This is a genomic window from Empedobacter sp. UBA7248 (assembly GCF_002472945.1).
GTDB classification, from domain to species: Bacteria; Bacteroidota; Bacteroidia; order Flavobacteriales; family Weeksellaceae; genus Empedobacter; species Empedobacter falsenii_C.
Genome location: NZ_DKSU01000008.1, coordinates 508,790 through 534,557, shown reverse-complemented (window position 1 = coordinate 534,557; position 25,768 = coordinate 508,790). Strand labels below are relative to the sequence as shown.

Genomic DNA, 25,768 nt, shown 5'->3' with positions numbered 1-25,768 from the left:
AAAAATTTTAAAAATAGACAATAGAAATTTTATTGTGGGAAATTCAGAATTAATACAAATAGCGCAAGGTGTTTTTCGAGAAGAAATTCAAGCGCTGGAAGCAATAGCTTCTCGTATTAGCGAGTCTTTTGTTGATGCGGTAAATGCGATATATAACACGAAAGGAAAGTTGGTAGTTGTTGGAGTAGGAAAGAGTGCACATATTGCAAATAAAATTGTAGCAACGTTAAATTCTACCGGAACTCCAAGTCAATTTTTGCATGCGACGGAAGCCATTCATGGCGATTTGGGTCTTGTAAGACCAGAAGATGTAGTGATTTGCATCTCGAAAAGTGGAAATACGCCAGAGATTACTTACTTGGCTCCGATTCTTAAACGATATGCTTCGGTTTTGATTGGATTGACATCAAATTTGAAATCAGAATTAGCAAAAAATTCAGATATTGTTTTGGATGTTAATATTGATAAAGAAGCTTGTCCAGTAAATTTGGCACCAACAACTTCTACAACGGCTCAATTGGTAATGGGTGATGCTTTGGCAGTTGCTTTGATGAAATTGAGAGCGTTTACACAAAACGATTTTGCAAAATATCATCCAGGTGGAGCATTAGGAAAACGATTATTGTGGACAGTAGAAAATATTGTTGATCCAGAAAGAAAACCTTTTGTACATCCAGATTCTTCGATTACAGAAGTCATTAATTCATTAACATCAGGTCGTCATGGAATTACAGTTGTGATTGATCATGATAAAATTGTTGGTGTGATAACAGACGGAGATTTGCGCCGAATGTTATTAAATAATGAAACTTTTGCACATTTAACAGCGAAAGATATTGCTTCAATGAATCCGAAAACAATTCAAAAAACTGAAAAAGCAAGAGAAGCTTTAGCGATTCTTCGTCACAACAGTATTGGACAATTGGTGGTGGTTGATGAAGAAAATCATTATTATGGAATTTTGGATATTCACTCAATTTTAAACGAAGGAATCGAATAAGCGTATGGCAGATAATACAAAATCGAGTATGTCATTTTTGGCTCATATTGGTGAGTTGAGAGGACATTTGGTTCGTTCTATTTTATCAATTGTGATTACATCTATTGTAGTCGCTATTTATTGGGACGAATTGGTGGAACATGTAATTATGGCTCCATTAAAATCAACTTTTCCTACGTTTGATATTTTTAATCAATTTGGTGAATTAACAGGTTTCGGAAAAATTTATACCGAATCATTTGACATTTCGAAAGAATTGACCAACCTTAATCCATCAGGACAAATTACTTCACAGTTTTTTGCAGTAATTGTGTGTGGCGTAATTATCGCAATTCCTTATATTATTTTTGAAATTTGGCGATTTGTAAAACCAGCACTGAAAGAAGCTGAACGAAAATATGCAGGATTTACCATCTTTGCTGTTTCTTTTTTCTTTGTGACAGGAGTACTATTTAGTTACTACATGTTGCTGCCATTGTGTACGCAATTCTTATTTACTTACGATCCTTTTGGTGTAGGAAATACATGGACATTGCCAAGTTATATCGATTTATTTGTTCAATTATTATTATCGATGGGAGTCATGTTTTTGATGCCAGTTTTCGTTTACTTTTTAACGAGTATTGGAATCTTAACACCAAAATTCTTGAAAGAATACCGTAAACACGCATTTATCGTTGTATTAGTGATTGCAGCTGCGATTACACCAAACGATGTGTACAGTATGATTTTAGTTACAATTCCTCTTTGGTTATTGTACGAACTAAGTGTATTGGTTTCAAATTCAGTTTATAAAAAACAATTGAAAGCGAAAAGTAACGACTTAGTAAAGAATTAACAATGTTATGCTTGCATAATAAAATAAATTAGTTATTTTTACATAAAAGAAAAAGTAAACACAAAATTATGAAGATATTAGTTTGTATTAGTAGTGTACCAGATACTACAGCAAAAATCAACTTCACAGCTGACGGAAAATCATTTGACAAAAATGGCGTTCAGTTCGTTATTAACCCGCACGACGAATTTAGTTTAAACAAAGCAGTAGAGTTACAAGAAAAACAAGGCGCTACTGTTACAATTTTAACTGTTGGAGATGCAACTGTAGATCCAGTTATGCGTAAAGCTTTAGCAATTGGTGCGAATGATGGAATTCGTATTGATGCTGATGCTCGTGATGATTTCTTTGTTGCTACACAAATCGCAAAAGCTGCTAAAGATGGTGGTTTCGATTTAGTATTGACAGGAAAAGAATCAATTGATTACAACGGAGGTTCTGTACCAGGATTAGTTGCAGCAATTTTAGATTATGGTTTTGTAAACGGATGTATCGGTCTTGATGTAGAAGGTTCTTCTGCAAAAGCTGTTCGCGAAATTGACGGAGGAAAAGAAACTGTAGAAGTTGCTTTACCAGCTGTTATCGCAGGACAAAAAGGATTGGTTGACGAAGCTGCATTAAGAATTCCTAACATGCGTGGAATTATGCAAGCGCGTACAAAACAAATCGCAGTTGTAGCACCAGAAGCGACAGAAACTAAAGTTGAAGTTGTTGGTTATGTAAAACCTGCTGAAAGAGGTAATGTAACATTAATCGACAAAGACAATGTAGCAGAATTGGTAAGATTATTACACGAAGAAGCTAAAGTAATCTAATTATTCACCTAAAAAGAAATTAAAAAATGGCAATTTTTGTATACGCAGAGTCACACGACGGAAAATATAAAAAAGCAGGATTAGAAGCAGTTTCTTATGCAAAAGCTACAGCTGATGTTGCTGGAGATACTGTTACAGCAATCGTTTTTGGAAATGCTGCTGCTGACGAATTATATAAATATGGAGCATCTAAAGTAGTTAAAGTTGAGAATGCGGCTTTAGCAAAATTTGATGCAAATTCTTACGCAAAAGCTTTGGCTGAAGTTGCTCAAGGAGATGTTGTAGTTTTACCATCAACAAACGAAGGAGCGACTATAGCACCAGTTTTAGCATACAAAACAGGAGCATCTTTAGTAACAAATGTAGAAAAAGCTCCAACAGCAGTTTCTCCATTCACAGTTGCACGTAAAGCATTCTCAGGGAAAGGAGTAGAAACTGTTGCAGTTTCAGGAAAAGTTGTAGTTACAGTTTTACAAAACGCATTCGGAGCAAAAGAAAATGTAGTTTCAGGTTCAGAAGAATCAGCTTCAGTATCAGTTTCTGATGCAGATGCTAAAGTAAAAGTTGTTTCAACAGAAATGGCTTCTTCTGATAAAATCGATTTGAAAGAAGCGGATATTGTTGTTTCTGCAGGTCGTGGAATGAAAGGTCCAGAAAACTGGGGAATGATCGAAGATTTAGCAAAAGTTTTAGGAGCTGCTACAGCGTCATCTAAACCAGTTGCTGATATCGGTTGGAGACCTCATGCTGAGCACGTAGGACAAACAGGAAAAGCAATTGCGCCAAATTTGTATATCGCAGTTGGTATTTCAGGAGCTATTCAGCACTTAGCTGGAGTTAACGGATCTAAAACAATTGTTGTCATCAACAATGATCCAGAAGCGCCTTTCTTCAAAGCAGCAGATTACGGAATCGTAGGAGATGCTTTTGAGATTGTTCCTAAATTAACTGAAGAGTTAAAAAAATATAAAGGTCAAGCTTAATCATTTTAAGATTATAAATTCAATCCGAATCATTTAGGTGGTTCGGATTTTTTTTATTCATTAAAAAAAGATTAAATATTCATCAGTTTTTCATAGATTTACACCCAAATGGACAATTTAATTAGATTAAATATTAAAGGAATTTCTTACAGTCAAACTCAGACTGGCGCATATGCGTTGATTCTTGAGGAAAATGTAGGAGGAAGAAAGTTACCTATTATTATTGGGAGCTTCGAAGCGCAATCAATCGCATTAGCTTTAGAGAAAGATATTAATCCACCTCGTCCATTAACACACGATTTGTTTATTTCATTAGGAAAAGAATTTCAATTGAATGTTGATTCTATTTATATTTATAAATTAGAAGATGGCGTTTTCTATTCGAATATTGTTTTTGTGAATGACGATGGACAACGTGCCGAAATTGATTCGAGAACTTCTGATGCAATTGCGTTGGCTGTTCGTTTCAATGCACCTATCTATGCCTATGATAATGTTGTAGAAAAAGCTGGAATTCATTTGGACGTTATTGAAGAAGAAGAAAATATACGTCGCGCAGCAAATAACTTCGAAGATGATTTGGATATCTTGGCTGGTTTGGAAAATGATTTGTCTGATATCAACGAATATGAAGGTTGGACAAAATCTGAACTTGAAACTGAGATGGAAAAAGCTGTGAAGAATGAAGATTACGAATTGGCAGCTCGCCTTCGTGATCAAATCGATAACATGGGAAACTAATAACTATTTCAAATAATTATGTCTGTAAAGCTTAGACTTACAATCATGAGTTTCCTTGAGTTTGCGGTATGGGGAGCATACCTAACCTCTATGGGAAATTACTTAGGATCAGTTGGCTTAGGTCCAAAAATTGGTCTTTTTTACGCGATGCAAGGTATTGTGTCGATTTTTATGCCCGCAATAATGGGTATTGTAGCGGATAGATGGATTCCTGTACAACGTTTGTTGGGATTGAATCATTTATTAGCTGCGATTTTTATGTTTGCAGCAGGTTATTACGGAATGACAGCTGGAAACGATGTAGATTTCACAACAATCTTCGCACTTTATTCGGTTAGTGTGGCGTTCTTTATGCCAACAATCGCCCTTTCTAACTCAACAGCCTACACAATTTTAAAACAAAATAATTTAGACACAATCAAATCCTTTCCACCAATCAGAACGTTTGGTACAGTAGGTTTTATTGTTGCTATGTTATTTGTTAATTTCTCTGGATTTAAAGATGGTGTTTTTGGATTTAACTTTTCAAGTGATCCAACATTCGTAAGTTTTCAATCCAATTATTTTCAATTTTTTGTGTCAGGAGTTTTAGGAGTTGTATTATTTTTATACAGTTTCTTATTACCTAATTGTCCAGTTAACAAAAGTTCTGAAAAACAATCTATTTCTGATGCATTTGGTTTAAAAGCTTTTGCATTATTCAAAGATAGAAAAATGGCAATTTTCTTTATCTTTTCGATGCTTTTGGGTGTTTCGTTACAAATTACAAATGGTTATGCAAATCCATTTATCACAACGTTTAAAGATATTCCAGAATATGCCAATACGTGGGGAGCAAGTAATGCAAATGCCTTAATTTCGTTGTCTCAAGTTTCAGAAACATTGTGTATTTTATTAATTCCTTTTGTGTTAAAACGATTTGGAATCAAAATCGTGATGTTGATGGCAATGGTAGGTTGGGTCTTGCGTTTCGGATTATTTGGATTAGGAGATCCAGGATCTGGCGTTTGGATGTTTATCTTATCAATGATTGTTTATGGAATCGCTTTCGATTTCTTCAACGTATCAGGTTCATTGTATGTAGACAAAGAAACAAACGAAGAAATTCGTTCTTCTGCACAAGGAGTTTTTATGATGATGACAAATGGTTTCGGAGCAACTATCGGAATGTTAATTGCGCAATACATCGTGAATCATTTAGTGTATAGTCAAACTGATTTGACATTGCAATTAGAAGGATGGAGACATTCTTGGTTCATCTTTGCAGGTTACGCATTAGTCGTTACGGTATTGTTCGCAATTGTGTTCAAATACAAACATAATCCAGACGAAGTACAAGATGTTAAGCATTAAGTTGTTAAATTAATAAAATATAAAAGCAAGAATTTTAGTTCTTGCTTTTTTTGTATATCTTTATAAAATCTAAACAAAACGTTAAAATTTAAAAATTACATTTATGAATGACCAACCAAATGAAGGATTGAAACAATTTGAAAATGGAACTCCTCCAGATAATAATTTAGTTTGGGCGATATTATCTACAGTTTTATGTTGTTTACCATTAGGGATTGTATCTATTATTAAAGCAACAAGTGTAAATACATTATGGGCTCAAGGACAATATGATGCAGCGAGACAAGCTGCCGCAGATGCGAAGAAATTTGCGATTTGGGGTGCTGCTGCTAGTGCAATAGGAATAGTACTTTATATTTTATTTGTTGTTGTATTGGGAGTTGGTAGTGCGGCTTTAGGAAATAGTGGTTACTAAAAAAAATAGAATTATAATAAAATTATGCTCCATCTTATTTTTAGGTGGAGCATTTATTTATTACTTTTTTTTCAATAATCCTTCAGATAAAGGAACTGTATTTCTACGCTGTCCTTCTAACTTTATTTTTGGTATAAATTGTCCTGGATGTGGTTCTCAGCGAGCAATACATCATTTATTACATTTTGAGATTTTAGAAGCGTTAAGATTTAATGCTTTACTTACAATTATGTTTCCGTTTATTATTTATATAACACTAATTTGGTTGTATAATTTTATATTCGAAAAACAAATTAGAATCAAATTATTTTATAATAATAAGTTTGTTTGGACATTATTTTTTCTAGTAATTGTTTATGGAATTATTCGAAATATAAATGTTTATCCTTTTACATTAATTACTCCTCAGTAATTTTTTTATACGTCACAAACGAGTAAGCATATGGATGCTTTTCATCTTTTTTGAAATCTTCTCGCTCAACTTCTTCCCATTCGTCCGAGTCAATTTCTGGAAAATAAGTGTCTCCATCAAATTCGTGATGAACTTCTGTGATGTACAAAACATCTGTAAATTCCATCGCTTGTTTATAAATATTTCCACCACCGATAATGTAAATATCATCGTCAATTTTTTTCGCAGCTTCTATTGCTTTTGGTAAAGAAGAAGCAATTTCGATACCTTCTGCATTCCAATTCTGATCTCTTGTCACAACAATATTGGTACGATTTGGTAAAGGTCTACCCAATGATTCGAACGTTTTTCGTCCCATAATAATAGGATGTCCAGAAGTTATACTTTTGAAATGCTTCAAATCATTTGGTAAATGCCAAATCAAATCGTTTTTTGCACCAATTACGTTGTTGCTTGCTTTTGCTACTACAATGTTTATCATAAGTTATAAGGTAAAAAAAGCTATCCTCTTGCAAGGATAGCTTAACAAATATAATAATTTTAACGAATTATTTCATTTTATTTATTGCATCTTGTAATTGCTCCACTTGTTTTGCAATAGATGCAGATTTAATTGTTTTTGCAGCATTCGTTTTCACTTGCAACGCTTTTTCAGCCATCATTTTTATAGCTTGGCTTGCCTGCGGATTTTGCTCTTTCAAGTATGGATAATAGCGCGAATATGTTTTAGCAATTTCTGCCGTTGCATCTGGTGTGTCATTGTTCATAATCCAATTGAAAGCTTGTTCGGCAATTTTTCCTTTTTCTGGATCTTGGAATTTTACGAATTCATACATCGCAGCAGATTCAGAAATTAAAGAAGCTTTATCCAATTGATTATTTTTAATCCAAGTCGGAACTAATGCCATTGCTAAATCTGGCGAACCTTTAATTACTTCATTATCAAGATTAGTTGTTAAATCATTAATTTTTGAAGGATTATTTTTTAAGATTCCTGTTAATGAAGCTCCTTGAACACTAAACGACGGACTTTTTGAAGCTTTCTCGAAAATTGTTGCATCATAAATATTGGCATCATTCAAAGCACTTAAAGCAGCTGCTTGTACCAATGTTTTAGGATCGTTAGAAGCCAATTGTTTTAATTTTGATGAAGCTTTATCTACAATCGTTTTTGATTTTGTATCTAATTTATGAATCGCATAAATTCTTAATCCATCAAATGAATCATCTAACGCATTAATTAACGCATCAGCCGCTTTTGGATTAGTTGCTTGCGCATTTGCCATTGCTTCAATCGCTAATAAACGCGTTGTGTAATTTCCTTTTCCAGCTTTGTATTGCGCAATAAAATCTTCAACAGGTTTTTTATCGTCGATATCTGCTAATAAAACTTGATCCGCATTTGGAATAACGACATCAGGTTTTTGGTTTGAAGCAAATTCGAAAACAGTTTCGGCTTGTTTTGGAACCCAAACTTGTTGACGTGTTGTTTTTCCGTTTTCGACAATATCAATTGCAAAAGGGAATTCAAATAATTTTGAAGCATCTTGACGAACAACAACTTTTACTTTTTTATTAGCTGAAGAATAGTCTGAAACAATGGTTAATTTTGGATGACCATTTTCGTAATACCATTGATTGAAAAACCAGTTCAAATCACGACCAGAAACTTCTTCCAAAGCCAAGCGTAATTGTGCAGATTCAGCTTTTCCGTATTCGTTATCTTTCAAATATTTGTTCAAACCTTTGAAGAAAGCATCATCTCCTAAGAAATTTCTCAACATATGTAAGATTATTCCACCTTTATTGTAAGAAACGCCATCAAACATGTCTTCACGAGAATTGTAATGAACTCGAACCAAATTTTTCGTTGGTCCATCGCCTTGTTTGTAGCCAAACATTTCGTTGTAACGATGCTCGTCCGCCTTTTCTTTTCCGTATTTATATTCGAACCATAAATATTCAGAATAATTAGCAAAAGATTCATTCACCGTTAAATTTCCCCAACTTTCTGCCGTTACTAAATCTCCAAACCAGTGGTGAAATAATTCGTGGGCAATCACATATTCAGCCGTATTTTCATCAACTAATTGACCAGCTTTCTGCTGAACACCATCATGGAATAAAGAAGCTGTTGTGTTTTCCATTGCTCCAGAAACATATTCGCGAGCTGTCATTTGTGCATATTTGTCCCAAGGATAAGGATAGTTTAATTTATCAGAAAAGAACTGAATCATTTCTGGCGTGTTACCAAAAATTTGCTTCGCAACATCTTTATATTCTGGTTCTACGTAATAATCAACATTGATGTTTTTCCATTTATCATTGATGACTGCGTAATCTCCAATCCCGAAAAAGAATAAATATGGCGCATGTTTTTTATCGAATTTCCAATAATCCGTTTTTGTTCCATCCGAATTTTTCTTCGAAGATTTCATCGTTCCATTTGATAATGAAACATATTTATCAGGATATGTTAAAGTGATTTCTTGCGATGTTTTTTGATTTGTTTTATCAATTGTCGGGAACCAACAAGAAGAAGATTCTGTTTCGCCTTGTGTCCAAATTTGAGTTGGATAATTTGGTCGATCACCTTTTGAATTGATAAAATAAACACCTTTTGCATCGTTTATCGCCGCACTTCCTTCCTGTTTTACTTCGTTAGGACGCGCTGTATACTTGATATAAAGCGTATATTCTTGATCTTTTTTGTATTCTTTATCCAAATCGATGACCAATTGTAAATCATCGTATTTATAATTTAATTTCTTTTTTGTTGCACCATTTACCAAGGCAACTTCGCTAATCAACATTGCTTTTGCGTCTAACGTAACTTTGTTTGTTGCATAGAAATGTGGTTTCAACGTAATCCAAGCTTCACCCAAAACGTGCTCTTTTGCATAATCAAATTTAAGATCTAATTTGGTATGAACAAGATTGTTGATTCGTTCTGCCTCCGCACGATAAATATCTAATTTATTCGTTTGATTTTCGTTGTAACTCGGAGGTGGCGTCATTACTTGCGCATAAGTAAGACTTGATATAATAAAGGCTGATGAAAGCCAAAGAATGCGTTTTTTCATTGTAAAATTTTATTTCTATTGGTTGATAATTTTCTCGAAAAGTTACAAAAAAAGCCTCCAATTTGGAGACTTTAAGTATATTTTATGATTAAATCGCTACAATTCCTTTTATATGCGGGTGAGCTTGATAATTTTCTAATTCGAAATCTTCGTATGTAAAATCAAAAATGTCTTTTACATTCGGATTGATTTTCATTGTTGGTAATGGAAAAGGTTCGCGCGTTAATTGTAATTCAACTTGTTCGAAATGATTTTTGTAAATGTGCGCATCTCCAAACGTATGAACAAAATCGCCAACTTCTAACTCACAAACTTGCGCAACCATCATCTGTAATAATGCGTACGACGCAATATTGAATGGAACACCTAAGAAAATATCTGCACTACGTTGGTACAATTGCAACGATAATTTTCCATCATTCACATAAAACTGAAAAAATGCGTGACAAGGCGCTAAAGCCATTTGATCTAATTCACCAACATTCCAAGCAGAAACTATTATTCTACGCGAATCGGGATTATTTTTTATTTGATCAATCGCAACTTTAATTTGGTCAACAACTTCTCCATTTGGTTTTCCCCATGAACGCCATTGATGCCCATAAACAGGACCTAAATCACCATTTTCATCGGCCCATTCGTTCCAAATTCTAACGCCGTTATCTGTTAAATATTTGATGTTGGTATCACCTTTCAAAAACCACAACAATTCGTAGATAATCGATTTTAAATGTAATTTTTTAGTCGTCACCAAAGGGAAGCCTTCCGACAAATCGAAACGCATTTGGTAACCAAAAATACTTTTCGTTCCCGTTCCTGTTCTGTCTTCTTTAAAAGCGCCTTCTGCCAAAACCTTTTTACATAAATCGTGATATTGTTGCATTTTGAGTATATTTAACCTTTCAAATTTAGTGAATTTTTTTAGAATGAAAATTAGTTTAATTCTTACAATTTTAGTGCTTTTTATGTTTTTTGCTTCATATAGCAAATCAGATTTTGGACGAAAAATTGCGCAACATTTTTATTTTCAAACCTTATTTAATGTTGTTTTGGTGGTTGTTTTTGTGTCAAAAATCATTCATCTCAAACTAAATTTAATCTCAATGATTTCGCTAATTGTCATTGGTTGCATGTTGTATATGAGCTTTCCAAATTATTTACAACAATTGAGAAGAAGGATTGGTAAATAGTTACGTATAATTTTTTTATCTTTGCATTTATGAAAAACGAAGCAGGAATTTTTGGTTTAAGACCAGTAATAGAAGCGATTGAAGCAGGGAAAACAATCGACAAAATTTTTATTCAAAAAGGTTTACAAGGAGAAATTTTTTCAGAATTGAGAAAATTAATCACTGAATATGAAATTCCTGTAAGTTATGTGCCTTTAGAAAAACTAAATCGTTTTACTGGAAAAAATCACCAAGGTGTCTACGCATTCGTTTCTCCAATCGAATTTGATTCAATCGAAAATGTATTACCTCAAATTTGGGAACAAGGAAAAACGCCTTTTATTTTGATTTTAGATCGTGTTTCTGATGTTCGTAATTTTGGAGCAATCGCTCGTACAGCAGAATGTGTTGGTGTTGACGCGATTATTATTCCAGCAAAAGGTTCGGCTTCTGTAAATGCAGATGCGATCAAAACTTCGACAGGAGCATTGTATAATATTCCGGTTTGTAAAGAAGGAAATTTAGTGAATGTTATTAAATATTTACAATCGGCAGGAATCTCAATTTTTAGTGCTTCTGAAAAATCAGCAGAATTTATTTACGATGCGGATTTCTCTGTTCCTGCAGCTATTGTGATGGGAAGTGAGGAAGATGGAGTTTCGGATTCTATTATTAAAATTTCAGATAAAATTATTAAATTGCCTATGGCTGGACAAACTGCTTCATTGAATGTTTCGGTTGCGGCTGGAGCGATTTTGTACGAAGCTGTTCGCCAAAGAATGTTACAAGATTTATTTTAAAAACATATAACGATGACCTATTCTACTTTTATTGGATTTTTGTTGATTGCGATTAGTATTGCAATGTATTATTTTACGAATTTGGATATTTCGAGATTATTTTCGGATAAAGAATTTTTGGTAGGAATTACCGGAGGTGCTGGTATCGGATTTATTTTGGGAGGATTTTTAGGCTGGCTTTATAAATACAAAGCGGTGAATAAAGCAAATGCAGAAATAGCAAACGAAGAAAAACGTAAAGTTGCAGAACAAAAAGCACAAGAAGCTGCTGCGAAAGAGCAAGCAAAATTGGATACACAAAAAGAAAAAGATGAATCAGGTTTATTGTAAAAGATAAATTAGATAAAATAAAAAAACGGTCGAAAATTAATTTTCGACCGTTTTTTTATGTTGCATTTCTTGGTAATAAAAACAAGGAACTAAAATCAATAAAAACATGGGCTGAATGAGAAATCTTCTCACATAAAAGAAAACCATTTCGCCTGATGAAAATTGTGTCGAAATCAAATAATTATAGATTGGTAAAAGAATAATTAATCCGATAATCATTATAATGATAGAGAATTTAACGTAACTTTTTTTCCAAAAAATAAACCAAACAATCAATACAGTTAATAATGTGTTGATAAGATAACGAACCATCAAACTTGCGTTTAATTTCGCTAAATCAATTTCAGGAAATTTTGAATGTCCAATTCTATGAAAATATTGTAGAAAAGGATCATAAAATAAAACATCTTCAAATTTTCGAACTAATATCAATCCAAAAACAAGTAAAATAGCAATTGCGTAACGTAAATATTTATTTGGCATTTTGCTTATTGTATTTTGTTACAAAAAATTTGATCCAAACAATCCAAAGAATCACGATTGAACCATAAATAATTGCCGGAAACAAGTAATCATGTGCCATTTTCCCATATTCTGCGTGGTATCTAAAAATATAATTTAGCAACATAATTCTCGAAATATTCATCACAAAAAGAATCGCTAAACCAGACAAAATAAACAAAAAAGTTTGCTTGAAATTTGTGTAAAAAGCAACGATAAACGAAATGAAAATGATCAGAATAGAAATTGCATTACAACCTTCATTTACAATAGATGCAACTTGTCCATCTACAACCAAACGCATCCAAGGTTGATTTTCTGCAATATTAGAAAAAGTAAAAAAACCACATTTATTCAAGCCAAAAGCTGTTATATCTGATGTTAATTTTGTAAACGGATCAGGGTTATTGTGCGGTAAATATTGATCCAAATATAATTTATAAGCTAAACTTAAAATAATGTAAGTTCCTAAAAAACGTGCAAGGAATAACAATAATGGTTTAAATTCTTTCATTAGGTTAAAAAATCTTGAACAAATATAAATGAAAAACGTCAACTTTTGATTAAGTTATGATTAATCAATAAATTTGCTTTTTTAGAAGTAACAAAATGCAAGATTTACATAAACGCGTTGATGTCATAATTGATAGCGCAATTTCTACGGAAGACAGACTACAAAAGATTTGTCAATTGTTGAGTGATGAAGTTGAATACTACAATTGGGTGGGATTTTATTTCAAGAATGGAGATAAAAACGAGTTAAAACTTGGTCCTTATGTTGGAGCGGCAACCGATCATACAATAATTCCTTATGGTAAAGGAATTTGTGGACAAGTGGCAGAATCTAACGAAACTTTTGTTGTGCCAGACGTTTATGCACAAGATAATTATTTGGCTTGTTCAATCGAAACGAAAGCTGAAATTGTTGTTCCAATTTTCAAAAATGGAGAAAATATTGGTCAAATTGATATCGATTCTCACAAAATTAATCCGTTTACAGAAGACGATACAAAGTTGTTAGATTACGTTTGTCAGCGAGTTTCAGAAATTATTTAAGCAATGATTGATTTAATTTTAAAATATTTTCCTGACTTAACGGAAAAACAAATTGAGCAATTTTCGAAAGTTGGTGATTTGTACAAAGAATGGAACGATCAAATCAATGTTGTTTCTCGAAAAGATATCGACGAAATTTATACGAATCATATTTTACATTCGTTAGCGATTGCAAAAGTAATGGAGTTTGCAGATGGTTCTTCTGTTCTGGATGTAGGAACTGGCGGAGGTTTACCAGGAATTCCGTTGGCAATTTTGTTTCCGAATGTTCAGTTTCATTTGGTAGATTCTATCGGGAAAAAAATCAAGGTTGTAAAAGGTGTGGCTGATGGTTTAGGTTTGACGAATGTAAAAGCTGAACAGAAGCGTGCCGAAGAGTTGACAGATAAATATGATTTTGTTGTTTCTCGTGCGGTAACAGCAATGCCAAGATTTGCGGAATGGATTCGCGGGAAATTCAAAAAAGAAGCGATTAATCCTTTTCCAAATGGTTTGTTATACCTAAAAGGAGGCGATTTGACAGAAGAATTAGCAGGTTTTCCAAATGCAGTTTTATTTGATATTCAAAACTTTTTTGACGAAGATTTTTTCGAAACGAAAAAAGTCGTTTACCTAGAAAAGAAAGATATTTAATTTATAGAAATTATATACTTCAAAACCGAAATCAATTTGATTTCGGTTTTTTATTTTAACAATTATTGAATTAATCCAAAAAATGATGTTTAAAACGTTATTTTATCCAATACTTTAAGTTCTTTTTAAGAGGTTTTCTCGTCAAAATTCACTATATTTGTTTGTTTTAAAAAGTTAGAGACATATTATGAGTAATAACACATATACGGCGGATAATATCCAAGCGTTAGAAGGAATGGAGCACGTACGTCTTCGTCCATCGATGTACATTGGTGACGTCGGAGTTAGAGGATTACACCACTTAGTTTACGAGGTTGTTGATAACTCTATTGATGAAGCTTTAGCAGGATACTGTGATACAATCAAGGTAACAATTTTAGAAGGAAACTCGATTCGTGTAGAAGATAACGGACGTGGTATTCCTGTCGACTTACATAAAAAAGAAGGAAAATCTGCATTAGAAGTTGTAATGACGAAAATTGGTGCAGGAGGTAAGTTTGATAAAGATACGTACAAAGTTTCTGGAGGTTTGCACGGTGTTGGAGTTTCGTGTGTTAATGCACTTTCTAACCATTTATCGGCAGAAGTTTTCAAGAACGGAAAACAATATATTCAGGAATATTCGAAAGGGAAACCTTTGTATGATGTAAAAGAAGTTGGAACGACTGATAAAAGTGGTACAACAGTTACTTTTACGCCAGATGATACAATTTTTCAAGAAGTACAAACATATAACTATTCTACTTTAGCAAATCGTTTGCGCGAGTTAGCATTCTTGAACAAAGGAATCAATATTGTATTGGTTGATGAACGCGAAAAAGATGCTGAAGGAAATCCTGTAACAGAAACTTTTCATTCTGAAGAAGGTTTGAAAGAATTTGTTGAGTTTATCGACGGTAGCCGCGAATCTATCATGGACAAAGTAATCTTCATGGAAGGTGAACGTGATGGAATTCCAGTTGAGGTTGCAATGAGATACAACACATCGTACAACGAAAATGTACATTCGTATGTAAATAACATCAATACACACGAAGGTGGAACACATTTATCTGGTTTCCGTCGTGCATTGACACGTACATTGAAAAAATATGCTGAAGAAAACTTTAATCTTGCAAAAGAAAAAGTTGAAATTGTTGGAGATGACTTCCGCGAAGGATTAACAGCAGTTATTTCGGTAAAAGTAATGGAGCCTCAATTCGAAGGTCAAACAAAAACAAAATTAGGAAACTCTGAGGTTTCTCCTGCGGTTGATAAAATTGTGGCAGAAATGTTAACGAATTTCTTAGAAGAGAATCCAACAGAAGCAAAACAAATTGTTGATAAAGTAATTTTAGCAGCAAAAGCTCGTCAGGCAGCAAAGAAAGCTCGTGAAATGGTACAACGCAAAAACCCAATGGGAGGAAGCGGATTGCCAGGGAAATTAGCGGATTGTTCTTCTCGCAAACCGGAAGAATCTGAGTTATTCTTAGTCGAGGGAGATTCTGCCGGAGGAACGGCAAAACAAGGTCGTGATCGTCATTTTCAAGCAATTTTACCATTGCGTGGTAAGATTTTGAATGTAGAGAAAGCGATGGCGCACAAAGTTTTGGACAACGAAGAGATTAAAAATATTTATACAGCTTTAGGTGTAACAATCGGAACTGAAGAAGATTCTAAAGCACTTAATATTGCAAAATTACGTTATCACAAGGTTGTAATTATGACCGATGCCGATGTCGACGGTTCTCACATTGCGACATTAATTTTGACATTCTTCTTCCGTTACATGAAAGAATTGATTGAGCAAGGACATATTTATATTGCAACGCCACCTTTATATTTGATCAAAAAAGGAGCGAAAGCAGAATATGCTTGGGACGAAAAAGATCGTGAACGTTTAACTGCAGAATTCTCTACAGATGGTTCTGGTAAAGGAGTTACAATTCAACGATACAAAGGTCTTGGGGAAATGAACGCGGAGCAATTATGGGATACAACACTTAATCCAGAACACAGAACGTTGCGTAAAGTGACGATTGACAATGCGACAGAAGCAGATCGCGTGTTCTCTATGTTGATGGGTGATGATGTACCGCCTCGTCGTGAGTTTATCGAGAAAAATGCACACTATGCAAAAATTGATGTTTAATCGATTTTGAATGATATAAAACGAAAAATCCAGCCGAAAAGCTGGATTTTTTGTTTTATTTTATGAATCTTATAAAAAATGTTACTCAGAAATAATCAAAGTTGTCGGGACATTGGAAATCCAAATGCTTTTCGTTTCGATTAAGTTTTTCCAACTTTCCATACTAATCATCATCAAATCCATTTCATCCAAAAACTCTTTATCTAGTTGTTGTTTGTACGAAAGACTAATATGATTTGGAGCAATATTTTCGATACTACGAATAATTTCTTTTACTTCTGAATGACGTTTTGTGTAACCGCTCACGTCTACAATAATAATTTGAGATTCGCTATTCGAGATTAAACGTTGTGCATATTTCAGTAAATCAGCATCTTTATTTCCGAAAAGAGGAAGAAAAACTTTCTCAGCTTTTGTGAAATTTTTGTCCAAAACAATTCCAACAGGAACGGTTGATTTGTTCAATAATTGTTTCGTTCTTTCGTTGAAAATTGAATGATCAAACATGTTTTCTTTTCCAGTAACTTGACCTATTAAAATATCTGGATCGATGATTTTTGTCGTAAATCCTAAAATATTTCCTAACAACGAACCCGAATAAATAGAATTTCTTACACCCATCAACATCAAATCGTAATCACCTTTTTGCGCAACATCGATTGTCTCAAAAACCATATCTGTAGAGACTTTGAACATGGTTGTTACATCTTGGTGTAACTCTTCGGAAACCTCAATAATCGGTTCGAAAATTTCTGCTTCTCTATCCTCAAGATTGAAATGTTGCACTTCGCTACTTTTCATCACATGAATTGCAGAAACAAGTGAATTTTCGTCTTGTTTTTTGATAAAGCTATTAGCTATTCGTAATAATTCAGCACCTTTTTCGGGTGTTTGAAAATCAATTAATATTTTATATTTCTGACTTTGACTAATTTCAGAAAGTTCATTTTCTGTTTTTTGTTTGCGGAAAATCCAATTGATTAAATCCAAAGCTGGACCTGTCATAAAAGTTGTGACCAAAGCCATTATCACCATCATAGCGAAAACTTCTGGTGTTAAAACCCCTAAATCATATCCAATGTTTAGCACAACTAATTCCATCAAACCTCGTGTATTCATCAAGGCTCCAATGGTCAAACTATCTTTCCAATTTTGTCCTACAAATTTAGCGGCGACCGCACTTCCGACAAATTTTCCTGTTACAGCAACCAAAATAATCAATCCCGCTGTTTGCCATAAATGTGGACTATCTAATAATCCAATTTGTGTTCTTAAACCTGTAAAAACAAAGAACAGCGGAAGTAATAAAACTAATGAAACATCTTCTATTTTTTCGATGAATAAATTTCTGAATTTTACATTTTCAGGCATAATTGTTCCAGCTAAAAAAGCTCCAAATAATGCATGAATTCCAATGATTTCGCTTAAGTATGAAGAAATAATTAAGACCAAGAAAAAGATTCCTATGATAGGTTTTGTAAGCGTTGTTTTACTCGAATGTACGTCTGCAATGCGTTTTAGAAAAGGGCGAACGAAACGAACCATTGCGATAACGTAAACAATTGCTAGTAAAATAACATATAATGAACTGACGAATGATCCAGCTTTTACGATGGCGATAACAGCAGCTAATAAACACCAAGCCGTGATATCGTCGGCAGCAGCGCAAGTAATTACAATAGATCCTAAACGGGTTTTGCTAATTCCGCGTTCTTGTACAATACGAGCCAAAACGGGAAAGGCTGTAATACTCATCGAAATTCCGATAAAAAGGGCAAATGATAAAAAGTTAATTCCTTCTGGTGCGAATTCCATATAAATTAATCCAGCCAAAGCTAAACCAAGTGTAAATGGAATAATGATACTTGCATGGCTAATAACTATGGCGTCTTGTGCATTTTTCTTTAGCACTTTCAGGTCTAATTCCATCCCGATAACATACATGAATAGGATCAAACCTATCTGACTGATAAATTCTAAGTTTCCTAACGATTCTTTTGGGAAAAGACCTCCGAAAAATTCTGGGAAATGCATGCCAATAAAAGAAGGGCCAAGGAAAATACCCGCAATAATTTCTCCAATTACAGTTGGTTGTCCAATTTTATTAAAAATCCATCCAAAAACTCTTGCGGTAAATATAATGGTCACAATTTGTGCCAATAAAATAGCAAGCGGGTGTCCAATATTATGTGTTATACTGTTGATAAAGTCATTGAAGTAATTGCTTCCGTTTGCAGCGTGAACAACATGTTTCCCAGCTTCCATTTCTTCTGCTCTTATCACAATAAAATACATCATGATTGAACAAAGTAAAATGGTTACGATATAAAAAATTGAATTTCTTGTCGATTTTTTCATGGCGTTAATTTTCAACAAAAGTCAGAAATTAATTTACAGAAAAATATCAATATTTTTTAAACTTGAGTAAAATGTAATGAAATGGATTTTTTTTGTAATCAAATTGAAATTTGAGCAATAAAATTAGCTTTGTAAACTTCGCTTAATACCAAATTGATTTCTTTATTCTCTTTTGATAAAACATCTAAAGTGACGTTGTCTGAGTGGAAATATTTGATATGATGTAAGCTGATTATTTCTCGTTTATTGATACGAACAAAATCTTTTTCGGGTAACATTTCTGATAATGCATCGAGTGTGATATTTTTCAAAATCAAGAATGATAAATCTTGATAATAAACCACTTTATCACGGCTGTCAACGGTAGAAGTTGTAATGTATAAAATCTGATTAAACTGCAACAAAATTTTTCCTTTATCCGAATTTAATTGCACAAAATTACTTGGTGTCGAAAAACTATTTTGCAAACGTTTTTTTACTTTGTCAACAGCTTGTTGTAAACGCTCTTTTTTGATTGGTTTTTGAATATAATCTGTCGCATCTAAATCAAAAGCATCAACAGCATATTCCTTATAAGCAGTAGAAAAAATAAACGGTTTTTCTTTTAATAAATTAGCGATTTGTAAACCATTTATTTTAGGCATTTCGATGTCTAAAATACAAAAGTCAAAATCAAGATTTTCGATTTCGTTAATGAATAATTCAGGATCAACATAAGCTTTCACAACTTCGATGTCCTCCATTTGTTCACACAACATTTTTAGGTATTTTAACCCAAGAATTTCGTCGTCAATTAGTATGCATTTTAGTGTAAAACTCATGTAGATTTATTTTTAAGTTGGCTACAAAAATATCTTGTTCAATAGTTTTAGAAAGTGAAAAATCGTCGCCGTAAACCATTTTCAAGCGATGTTCTAATGATTGACTTCCATGTCCACCAGTTTCTTTTTTCAAACTATTTTTTGGAGAGATTTTATTCATTACCTGAATTTGAAATGATTTATTATTCAGTTCAAGCAAAATTTTTATGAATGAATTGGCTTGTTGAAAATCGGTATGTTTGAAAGCATTTTCAATAAAATCAATACTTAATAAAGGTAAAATAATTTTTTCTTGATAATAAGGTGAAGTTTCATCAATTTTTGTTTTAACTTGAAAATCAAATAAAGGCGAAACTTTTACTTTATTAATTTCAATAAAGTTTTTAGTGAAATCTATTTCATCTTTTATCGTCACAAAATTGTCTTTGCTTTCGTACAGAATATAATCCAATACATTTGCCAATTTATCAATCGTATAATAGGTTTGATAAGCATTTGACTGAATAGAATTAAGTATGTTTTTGAATAAATGAGGATTAAGTTTCGCTTCGTAAGATTCTAATTTTAACTCATCAACTTTTGTTGATAAATTGTCTAAACGTTGCGTTTGTTCATGACTTATTTTTTTCTCAGATTTTAATGAATGGATTAAATAAGTAATCATAATGATTAGAAAAATAATCAATGCAATAATGAGATAAAGTAATATTGTAGGAAGTTGAATCATGTGTTAAATTCTAATTCAAAGATAGAATATTTTGTGAATAAAAAATCCAGAAAGTAGAACCTTCTGGATTTTTAGAAATATTGTGAAAGAAATGATTAAGCGTAATATTTTGCTTTTAATTCTTTTACTTTTGGATCATCTAAGAATTCATCATACGTCATATAACGATCGATGATTCCGTTTGGCGTTAACTCGATAATACGGTTACAAGTTGTTTGAATCAATTCGTGGTCATGAGAACCCATTAAAATTGTTCCTTTGAAATTAACCAAAGAGTTATTTAATGCTGTAATCGATTCTAAGTCTAAGTGACCTGTTGGTTCATCTAACAATAATACGTTAGCGCGTAATAACATCATACGAGAGAACATACAACGCATTTTTTCACCTCCTGATAAAACAGAAGATTTTTTAAGCGCTTCGTCTCCTGAGAATAACATTTTTCCTAAGAAACCACGCATAAATTCTTCGTGACGTTCATCGTCTGATTCTGTATATTGACGTAACCAATCAACCAAGTTGATATCTTCTTTGAAGAAATCTGTATTATCTAAAGGTAAATATGCTTGTGTTGTTGTAATTCCCCAAGTGAAATCTCCAGAATCTGGTTGAGCTTTTCCTGAAAGAATCTCAAAAAATTGAGAAACCGCTTTCGAGTTGCGAGAGAAAATACCAATTTTATCACCTTTTTTCAAGTTGATGTTCGCATCTTTAAATAAAACTTCTCCATCTACAGAAGCAGATAAATTGTTTACTTCTAAGATTTGATCACCAGCCTCACGAGATTGTTCCCAGATAAGTGCTGGATATCGACGAGAAGAAGGTTTGATATCTTCGATATTTAATTTCTCGATCATTTTTTTACGAGAAGTCGTTTGTTTTGCTTTAGCAACGTTAGAAGAGAAACGAGCAATGAAATCTTGTAATTCCTTTTTCTTTTCCTCTGCTTTTTTATTCTGTTGAGCACGTTGTTTTGCAGCTAACTGAGAAGATTCGTACCAGAATGTGTAGTTACCAGAATATAGGTTTAATTTAGAGAAATCTAAATCACAAATATGAGTACAAACCGCGTCTAAGAAGTGACGGTCGTGCGATACAACGATTACAGTATTCTCGAAATTACCTAAGAAATCCTCTAACCATTGAATTGTATTAACGTCCAATTCGTTGGTAGGCTCATCTAAGATTAATACGTCAGGATTTCCAAATAAAGCTTGTGCAATCAAAATACGAACTTTCGCTTTATTATCTAAATCTCCCATTAATGTATAATGCATATCCGAATCGATTCCTACATTAGATAATAATGTAGCAGCATCAGATTCTGCATTCCATCCGTTCATTTCTTCATAAACGACACCTAATTCTCCTGCTTTGATGCCATCTTCTTCAGAAAAATCAGGTTTAGCATATAAAGCATCCATACGTTCTTTAATATCGTATAATACTTTATTTCCACGTAAAACAGTATCCAATACTGTATATTCGTCATATTTGAAGTGATTCTGTTCTAAAACAGACATACGTTTTCCTTTTTCAAGACTAACTTGTCCTGAAGTTGGATCGATTTCACCTGATAATATTTTTAAGAAAGTAGATTTTCCTGCTCCATTGGCACCAATTATCCCGTAACAGTTGCCATTTGTAAATTTTATATTAACTTCGTCGAAAAGTACACGCTTGCCGAATTGAAGCGATAAATTAGAAACATTTAACATAATTTTTGGTATGATGTTTGTTTGACCTTCCGGCAAAGTTACAAATTTTAATTGGAATAAAATAAAGTGCAGAAAGAAGTTACGATTAAGAATAAACGTGCAAGGTTTGAGTATGAATTATTAGATTCTTACGAAGCCGGCATCCAATTATTTGGGACTGAAATAAAATCTATCCGAATGGGAAAAGCTTCGATTACTGAAAGTTTTTGTCAAATGAAGGATGGAGAACTCTATATTGTCAATATGTTTATTGACGAATATGATTGGGGAACATACTTTAATCATAAAACAAGACGAGACAGAAAACTTTTATTACAAAAATCTGAGTTGCGAAAATTAGAACGCAAAACGAAAGAGACAGGATTGACGATTGTAGCAACCACGCTGTTTATAAACAATAAAGGGTTGGCAAAATTGAAGATATATTTGGCAAAAGGGAAGAAACTTTTTGACAAAAGAAACACAATAAAAGGAAAAGATTTGAAAAGAGATTTGGATAGAATGATAAAGAATTCTTAAATTTGTCTTATAATTGTATGAAAATTAAGTAAAATTTAATATATTTAAAACGCTAAATATTTGATAATGAAAAAGTTTAATCTATTATTATCTGCAGTAGTATTATTCCTAGCGGGTAATTCTTTTGTAGATGCTCAGAATTCTAAGAATCCTTGGGCAATTACAGTTGGTGCTCACGCAGTTGATCACAACTCGATCACTGGACCATTCAACCAGTTTTTCAAAACAGATAATTGGGATATCGTTCCTCCTTTATCTAAATTATCTATTATCCGTAACTTAAACAGATCTTTTGATGTTGATTTAACTGCTTCTGTAGGTGAAGTTGATAACAACAGATTACGTGTTAAAGATGAATTATTCATCAATGCTGGTTTAGGTTTACGTTATAAGTTAGCTAATGGTTACATCTTAAAAGAAGATTCTTGGTTTGATCCATATATCCGTGTAGGTGCTGGTTACCACAGATACGATTACACAGGATTACAATTCCCATTAACAGCTTACTATGGTAACGAGAATGGGGGTACTTACCAATTGACAGAAGTAGAAGATTTAGAGAAAAATCATTTTGTTGCTTCTTTAGGAGGTGGTATTAACTTTTGGGTTACTAAAAACTTCGGTTTAAACATTGCTTCTGATTACAACTGGTTACCAGCTTACGGAGGAAACAACTATTTCGATTTCTTCCAACACACAGTAGGTGTTACTTTCCGTTTCGGAAAACAAGATAGAGATAACGATGGTATTCCTGATGACGAAGATGCATGTCCAGATACTCCAGGTATTGCTACAGGAGATCCTGCTACAAACGGATGTCCAGATACTGACGGAGACGGAATCTTTGATAAAGATGATGCTTGTCCAAACGAACCAGGTTTAGCTGAATTCCAAGGTTGTCCAGATACAGATGGTGATGGTGTTCCAGATAAAGATGATGCTTGTCCTACAGTAGCAGGTCCAGTAGAAAATAATGGATGTCCTTGGCCAGATACAGATGGTGATGGAATCTTAGATAAAGATGATGCTTGTCCAAACGAATATGGTTTAGCTGAATTCCAAGGTTGTCCAGATACTGACGGAGATGGTATTCCAGATAAAGATGATGCTTGTCCAACAGTAAAAGGACCAAAAGAAAATAATGGATGTCCTTGGACAGAAGTTCACGTAGCAAAACGTTTATCTAATATTTTATTCGAATACAACTCTGATAAAATTGTTCCTTCTTCTTACGAAGATGTACGTGTAGCAGCTCAAATTTTAAATTCTGATGATTTAAAAGCGAAAAACTTCTACATTGACGGACATGCTGATCAAAGAGGTAAAGATGCTTACAACAAAACATTATCTTTAAAACGTGCTCAAGCATTAGTTAATATTTTAGCTGAAAGAGGTGGAGTTGATAAAGCTCGTTTAACTGCTCGTGGTTTAGGAAAAACTCAATTGTTATGTACTGAAAACACAGAAGAGTGTTACCAAAGAAACAGACGTGTTGAAGTATTACCTAGAACAGCGGTAGTTACTGAAACTAAAGTTGTAAAACCAGCTACAAAAAAGAAAAAATAATTCTTTGAATAGCTTACAATAGAAATAGCCACCTCATTGAGGTGGCTATTTTATTTTTATGAAATAAGGATTAATTATTTTTTTCTAAAAACCAATATAATGATACAACCAGCTGTAAAAATTGATAATAGATAGCCAATCCAAGAAAGTAACGGCATGTCCAAAATCATTGGACGAACAGTAGTGTTAGCAAGCATACTTGCTCCAATTCCAAAAGCTAAAGTAAGTATTGCTAAAACTAGTTTATTAATACTGTCTTTTATTAATTTCTGAATATTATCTATTTGATCAATCTTGAAGTTTAAAGCCAATTTATCATTGTTTACTTTTTCAATTAATTTCAAGGTGTCTTCTGGCAAATCGTTGATTAAATCCTGAATATCTTTGAAATTATCAATTGCTTTTTTACTCAAATATTTTGGATGAAATTTTTGTCGAGCTAATTTTACGGCATATGGACGCATTGAACGTTGCACATTAAGATCAGCGTGTAATTGTTGTCCAATCCCTTCTATAAGCGCAATTCCGCGTAGTAAAATATAAACATATTCGGGTAATAAAACATGATTTCGCTGTAGAATATTGTTGAATTTCTTGATGATAATTTGTACTTCTATCGTATCAACTGTATTGTATTCTAAATAATCAAAAATATCTGCAATATCACGTTCTAATTGTTTTTCGTTTTCGATATAATGTTTAATCGCCATTTTTTTGAGTGAACGAACAATTCGTTTCGGATTTTTTAATCCAAAATCAATTACAACATTTTCTAAAGCTTCTTTTTCGTTGATGGCTAGAATTCCCATCGAACCAAAATCTATAAAAGCTAAACGTCCATCTTTTAAAATAAAAATATTTCCGGGATGTGGATCAGCATGGAAAAATCCATCATCAAGTAATTGTTTCAAATAAATATCAAAACCTTTCTGTACGATTTTTTTTGGATCAAGTCCCAAAGCTTCTAATTGCTCAACATCGTTTACTTTAAAACCTTCGATAAATTCCATACAAAGAAAATTATTGTTGGAATAATCTTCATATGTTTTCGGAACATAAACATCTTTACTCTTCTCAAAGTTTTTTCTGAAACGTTCGATGTTCTGAAATTCATTGGTTAATGAAAGTTCTTTCAGAATTGAATTTTCAAATGATTTTTCAATTTCAGAAATGAATAATTTTTGAAGTTTCTCATATTTTTTTTCCAAAAAATGAACAATATCCCGAATCAGGGCTAAATCGGACTCAATTATTTTCTGAATATTAGATCGTTTTACTTTGAAAACAACTTTTTCTCCATTCAATAAAGTTGCGCGATAAACTTGCGAAATACTTGCTGCTGCAAAAGGTTGTTCTTCTATAAAAAGAAAATGCTCGTCAGGCTCAATTCCAAATTCGTCTCTAATTTTTTGTTTGATGTCAATTTCTTCTGGAGGAACATTGTCTTGTAATTTTTTTAATTCTTCTACCAAAGATTCAGGAACCAAATCTTTTCGATTACTCAATAATTGTCCAAATTTTATATAAGTAGGACCAAGTTCTTCCAAAGCCATTCGGAAACGTTGATTGAATGATTGGCTGAAAAATTCGTTGTTTTGGTCAGAATGAAACAAATCATTTCCGCGAGAAAGAATTTCTTCGAAACCATATTTAGAAACGACTTTTACGATTTTAGAAAATCGTTTTATTTTCTTTAGACTATCCATAAAGTTGAGATTCGATTACAAGTTACGAATAAACAAGAGTGTAATTCGTTTATAAAATCTTAAATTTCTTTGAGTTGAATCTAAAATTATTCC

General features: G+C 33.0%; 26 protein-coding genes. 16 read left to right on the top strand and 10 right to left on the bottom strand.

Features of this window, described 5'->3' with window-relative positions; translation table 11 throughout:
• Positions 1-34 precede the first annotated feature (34 nt).
• The 8 genes from B4A23_RS09525 (at position 35) to B4A23_RS16555 (ending at position 6,557) form a co-directional block, all read left to right on the top strand.
• Positions 35-1,000 carry a KpsF/GutQ family sugar-phosphate isomerase gene (locus tag B4A23_RS09525; protein WP_291119331.1) on the top strand — a complete coding sequence of 322 codons (966 nt, stop codon included), beginning with the start codon at positions 35-37 and terminating at the stop codon, positions 998-1,000.
• Between the two features lie 4 nt (positions 1,001-1,004).
• Positions 1,005-1,838 (top strand): twin-arginine translocase subunit TatC, encoded by an 834-nt coding sequence (gene tatC, locus B4A23_RS09520; protein WP_286500091.1) that lies wholly within the window; start codon positions 1,005-1,007, stop codon positions 1,836-1,838.
• Positions 1,839-1,906: 68 nt separating this feature from the next.
• Positions 1,907-2,653 (top strand): electron transfer flavoprotein subunit beta/FixA family protein, encoded by a 747-nt coding sequence (locus B4A23_RS09515; RefSeq protein ID WP_286500093.1) that lies wholly within the window; start codon positions 1,907-1,909, stop codon positions 2,651-2,653.
• Between the two features lie 26 nt (positions 2,654-2,679).
• Complete coding sequence (locus B4A23_RS09510) at positions 2,680-3,636, top strand: electron transfer flavoprotein subunit alpha/FixB family protein (protein ID WP_286500094.1); 957 nt, start codon at positions 2,680-2,682, stop codon at positions 3,634-3,636.
• A 108-nt stretch (positions 3,637-3,744) separates the two neighbouring features.
• The gene (locus tag B4A23_RS09505) at positions 3,745-4,377 is read left to right on the top strand and encodes a bifunctional nuclease family protein (RefSeq protein ID WP_038332620.1); all 633 of its coding nucleotides are present in this window, start codon (positions 3,745-3,747) and stop codon (positions 4,375-4,377) included.
• Positions 4,378-4,395: 18 nt separating this feature from the next.
• On the top strand, positions 4,396-5,730 hold the full coding sequence (locus B4A23_RS09500; protein ID WP_291119324.1) for an MFS transporter: 1,335 nt from the start codon (positions 4,396-4,398) through the stop codon (positions 5,728-5,730).
• A 103-nt stretch (positions 5,731-5,833) separates the two neighbouring features.
• On the top strand, positions 5,834-6,145 hold the full coding sequence (locus B4A23_RS09495) for a CD225/dispanin family protein (protein ID WP_291119321.1): 312 nt from the start codon (positions 5,834-5,836) through the stop codon (positions 6,143-6,145).
• Complete coding sequence (locus B4A23_RS16555) at positions 6,135-6,557, top strand: DUF2752 domain-containing protein (RefSeq protein WP_414647073.1); 423 nt, start codon at positions 6,135-6,137, stop codon at positions 6,555-6,557. The genes B4A23_RS09495 and B4A23_RS16555 overlap by 11 nt, the downstream gene beginning before the upstream one ends.
• Here the strand turns inward: B4A23_RS16555 and B4A23_RS09490 are convergent.
• The 3 genes from B4A23_RS09490 to B4A23_RS09480 form a co-directional block, all read right to left on the bottom strand.
• Complete coding sequence (locus B4A23_RS09490; RefSeq protein ID WP_291119318.1) at positions 6,544-7,038, bottom strand: dihydrofolate reductase; 495 nt, start codon at positions 7,036-7,038, stop codon at positions 6,544-6,546. The genes B4A23_RS16555 and B4A23_RS09490 overlap by 14 nt on opposite strands.
• A 67-nt stretch (positions 7,039-7,105) precedes the next feature.
• Positions 7,106-9,640, bottom strand: coding sequence for a M1 family metallopeptidase (locus tag B4A23_RS09485; RefSeq protein WP_291119315.1), 2,535 nt, complete (start codon positions 9,638-9,640; stop codon positions 7,106-7,108).
• Positions 9,641-9,728: 88 nt separating this feature from the next.
• Entirely contained in the window at positions 9,729-10,523 is a 795-nt protein-coding gene (locus B4A23_RS09480; protein WP_291119312.1) for a thymidylate synthase, read from the bottom strand.
• Positions 10,524-10,566: 43 nt separating this feature from the next.
• Between B4A23_RS09480 and B4A23_RS09475 the strand changes: the two genes are divergently transcribed.
• The 3 genes from B4A23_RS09475 to B4A23_RS09465 are packed head-to-tail and all read left to right on the top strand — an operon-like array spanning position 10,567 to position 11,939.
• Complete coding sequence (locus B4A23_RS09475; protein ID WP_038332632.1) at positions 10,567-10,830, top strand: hypothetical protein; 264 nt, start codon at positions 10,567-10,569, stop codon at positions 10,828-10,830.
• 29 nt (positions 10,831-10,859) lie between these two features.
• The gene (gene rlmB, locus B4A23_RS09470) at positions 10,860-11,609 is read left to right on the top strand and encodes a 23S rRNA (guanosine(2251)-2'-O)-methyltransferase RlmB (RefSeq protein ID WP_038332636.1); all 750 of its coding nucleotides are present in this window, start codon (positions 10,860-10,862) and stop codon (positions 11,607-11,609) included.
• Positions 11,610-11,621: 12 nt separating this feature from the next.
• On the top strand, positions 11,622-11,939 hold the full coding sequence (locus B4A23_RS09465) for a hypothetical protein (protein WP_291119308.1): 318 nt from the start codon (positions 11,622-11,624) through the stop codon (positions 11,937-11,939).
• A gap of 36 nt (positions 11,940-11,975) precedes the next feature.
• Here the strand turns inward: B4A23_RS09465 and B4A23_RS09460 are convergent, their stop codons facing one another.
• Both B4A23_RS09460 and xrtF read right to left on the bottom strand, forming a co-directional pair.
• Positions 11,976-12,422 carry an exosortase F system-associated membrane protein gene (locus B4A23_RS09460; RefSeq protein WP_291119305.1) on the bottom strand — a complete coding sequence of 149 codons (447 nt, stop codon included), beginning with the start codon at positions 12,420-12,422 and terminating at the stop codon, positions 11,976-11,978.
• A complete protein-coding gene (gene xrtF / locus B4A23_RS09455; protein WP_291119302.1) occupies positions 12,412-12,954 on the bottom strand; it encodes an exosortase family protein XrtF in 543 nt (180 codons plus the stop codon). Before xrtF ends, B4A23_RS09460 begins: the two co-directional genes overlap by 11 nt.
• Positions 12,955-13,049: 95 nt before the next feature.
• Here xrtF and B4A23_RS09450 point away from each other — a divergent pair, with 95 nt between their 5' ends.
• The 3 genes from B4A23_RS09450 (at position 13,050) to gyrB (ending at position 16,260) form a co-directional block, all read left to right on the top strand.
• Entirely contained in the window at positions 13,050-13,496 is a 447-nt protein-coding gene (locus B4A23_RS09450; RefSeq protein ID WP_038332644.1) for a GAF domain-containing protein, read from the top strand.
• A gap of 6 nt (positions 13,497-13,502) precedes the next feature.
• Positions 13,503-14,129, top strand: coding sequence for a 16S rRNA (guanine(527)-N(7))-methyltransferase RsmG (rsmG, locus tag B4A23_RS09445; RefSeq protein ID WP_125349806.1), 627 nt, complete (start codon positions 13,503-13,505; stop codon positions 14,127-14,129).
• A 187-nt stretch (positions 14,130-14,316) separates the two neighbouring features.
• The gene (gyrB, locus tag B4A23_RS09440) at positions 14,317-16,260 is read left to right on the top strand and encodes a DNA topoisomerase (ATP-hydrolyzing) subunit B (protein ID WP_280051289.1); all 1,944 of its coding nucleotides are present in this window, start codon (positions 14,317-14,319) and stop codon (positions 16,258-16,260) included.
• An 81-nt stretch (positions 16,261-16,341) separates the two neighbouring features.
• Here gyrB and B4A23_RS09435 read toward each other — a convergent pair whose 3' ends face one another.
• From B4A23_RS09435 to B4A23_RS09420, 4 genes are all read right to left on the bottom strand, one after another.
• Positions 16,342-18,618, bottom strand: a complete 2,277-nt coding sequence (locus B4A23_RS09435) for a cation:proton antiporter (RefSeq protein WP_286484983.1) — start codon at positions 18,616-18,618, stop codon at positions 16,342-16,344.
• A gap of 98 nt (positions 18,619-18,716) precedes the next feature.
• Positions 18,717-19,376: a LytR/AlgR family response regulator transcription factor gene (locus tag B4A23_RS09430; protein WP_291119297.1), complete on the bottom strand. Its 660-nt coding sequence runs from the start codon at positions 19,374-19,376 to the stop codon at positions 18,717-18,719.
• Positions 19,377-19,407: 31 nt separating this feature from the next.
• Positions 19,408-20,166, bottom strand: coding sequence for a sensor histidine kinase (locus tag B4A23_RS09425; protein ID WP_286484981.1), 759 nt, complete (start codon positions 20,164-20,166; stop codon positions 19,408-19,410).
• A 95-nt stretch (positions 20,167-20,261) separates the two neighbouring features.
• Positions 20,262-21,884 (bottom strand): ABC-F family ATP-binding cassette domain-containing protein, encoded by a 1,623-nt coding sequence (locus tag B4A23_RS09420; protein WP_038332655.1) that lies wholly within the window; start codon positions 21,882-21,884, stop codon positions 20,262-20,264.
• Between the two features lie 66 nt (positions 21,885-21,950).
• Between B4A23_RS09420 and smpB the strand changes: the two genes are divergently transcribed.
• Both smpB and B4A23_RS09410 read left to right on the top strand, forming a co-directional pair.
• A complete protein-coding gene (gene smpB, locus B4A23_RS09415) occupies positions 21,951-22,403 on the top strand; it encodes an SsrA-binding protein SmpB (protein ID WP_038332657.1) in 453 nt (150 codons plus the stop codon).
• A gap of 66 nt (positions 22,404-22,469) precedes the next feature.
• Positions 22,470-23,969, top strand: coding sequence for an OmpA family protein (locus B4A23_RS09410; protein ID WP_291119292.1), 1,500 nt, complete (start codon positions 22,470-22,472; stop codon positions 23,967-23,969).
• A 74-nt stretch (positions 23,970-24,043) separates the two neighbouring features.
• Here the strand turns inward: B4A23_RS09410 and B4A23_RS09405 are convergent, their stop codons facing one another.
• Entirely contained in the window at positions 24,044-25,675 is a 1,632-nt protein-coding gene (locus B4A23_RS09405) for an ABC1 kinase family protein (protein ID WP_291119289.1), read from the bottom strand.
• Positions 25,676-25,768: the final 93 nt, after the last annotated feature.

Excerpts from the sequence above, each read along its gene's own strand:
- tatC (WP_286500091.1), top strand. The coding sequence starts at position 1,005 with ATGGCAGATAATACAAAATCGAGTATGTCATTTTTGGCTCATATTGGT.
- B4A23_RS09515 (WP_286500093.1), top strand. The coding sequence starts at position 1,907 with ATGAAGATATTAGTTTGTATTAGTAGTGTACCAGATACTACAGCAAAA.
- B4A23_RS09510 (WP_286500094.1), top strand. The coding sequence starts at position 2,680 with ATGGCAATTTTTGTATACGCAGAGTCACACGACGGAAAATATAAAAAA.
- B4A23_RS09505 (WP_038332620.1), top strand. The coding sequence starts at position 3,745 with ATGGACAATTTAATTAGATTAAATATTAAAGGAATTTCTTACAGTCAA.
- B4A23_RS09500 (WP_291119324.1), top strand. The coding sequence starts at position 4,396 with ATGTCTGTAAAGCTTAGACTTACAATCATGAGTTTCCTTGAGTTTGCG.
- B4A23_RS09495 (WP_291119321.1), top strand. The coding sequence starts at position 5,834 with ATGAATGACCAACCAAATGAAGGATTGAAACAATTTGAAAATGGAACT.
- B4A23_RS09490 (WP_291119318.1), bottom strand. The coding sequence starts at position 7,038 with ATGATAAACATTGTAGTAGCAAAAGCAAGCAACAACGTAATTGGTGCA.
- B4A23_RS09485 (WP_291119315.1), bottom strand. The coding sequence starts at position 9,640 with ATGAAAAAACGCATTCTTTGGCTTTCATCAGCCTTTATTATATCAAGT.
- B4A23_RS09480 (WP_291119312.1), bottom strand. The coding sequence starts at position 10,523 with ATGCAACAATATCACGATTTATGTAAAAAGGTTTTGGCAGAAGGCGCT.
- B4A23_RS09475 (WP_038332632.1), top strand. The coding sequence starts at position 10,567 with ATGAAAATTAGTTTAATTCTTACAATTTTAGTGCTTTTTATGTTTTTT.
- rlmB (WP_038332636.1), top strand. The coding sequence starts at position 10,860 with ATGAAAAACGAAGCAGGAATTTTTGGTTTAAGACCAGTAATAGAAGCG.
- B4A23_RS09465 (WP_291119308.1), top strand. The coding sequence starts at position 11,622 with ATGACCTATTCTACTTTTATTGGATTTTTGTTGATTGCGATTAGTATT.
- B4A23_RS09460 (WP_291119305.1), bottom strand. The coding sequence starts at position 12,422 with ATGCCAAATAAATATTTACGTTACGCAATTGCTATTTTACTTGTTTTT.
- xrtF (WP_291119302.1), bottom strand. The coding sequence starts at position 12,954 with ATGAAAGAATTTAAACCATTATTGTTATTCCTTGCACGTTTTTTAGGA.
- B4A23_RS09450 (WP_038332644.1), top strand. The coding sequence starts at position 13,050 with ATGCAAGATTTACATAAACGCGTTGATGTCATAATTGATAGCGCAATT.
- gyrB (WP_280051289.1), top strand. The coding sequence starts at position 14,317 with ATGAGTAATAACACATATACGGCGGATAATATCCAAGCGTTAGAAGGA.
- B4A23_RS09435 (WP_286484983.1), bottom strand. The coding sequence starts at position 18,618 with ATGAAAAAATCGACAAGAAATTCAATTTTTTATATCGTAACCATTTTA.
- B4A23_RS09430 (WP_291119297.1), bottom strand. The coding sequence starts at position 19,376 with ATGTTGTGTGAACAAATGGAGGACATCGAAGTTGTGAAAGCTTATGTT.
- B4A23_RS09425 (WP_286484981.1), bottom strand. The coding sequence starts at position 20,166 with ATGATTCAACTTCCTACAATATTACTTTATCTCATTATTGCATTGATT.
- B4A23_RS09420 (WP_038332655.1), bottom strand. The coding sequence starts at position 21,884 with ATGTTAAATGTTTCTAATTTATCGCTTCAATTCGGCAAGCGTGTACTT.
- B4A23_RS09410 (WP_291119292.1), top strand. The coding sequence starts at position 22,470 with ATGAAAAAGTTTAATCTATTATTATCTGCAGTAGTATTATTCCTAGCG.
- B4A23_RS09405 (WP_291119289.1), bottom strand. The coding sequence starts at position 25,675 with ATGGATAGTCTAAAGAAAATAAAACGATTTTCTAAAATCGTAAAAGTC.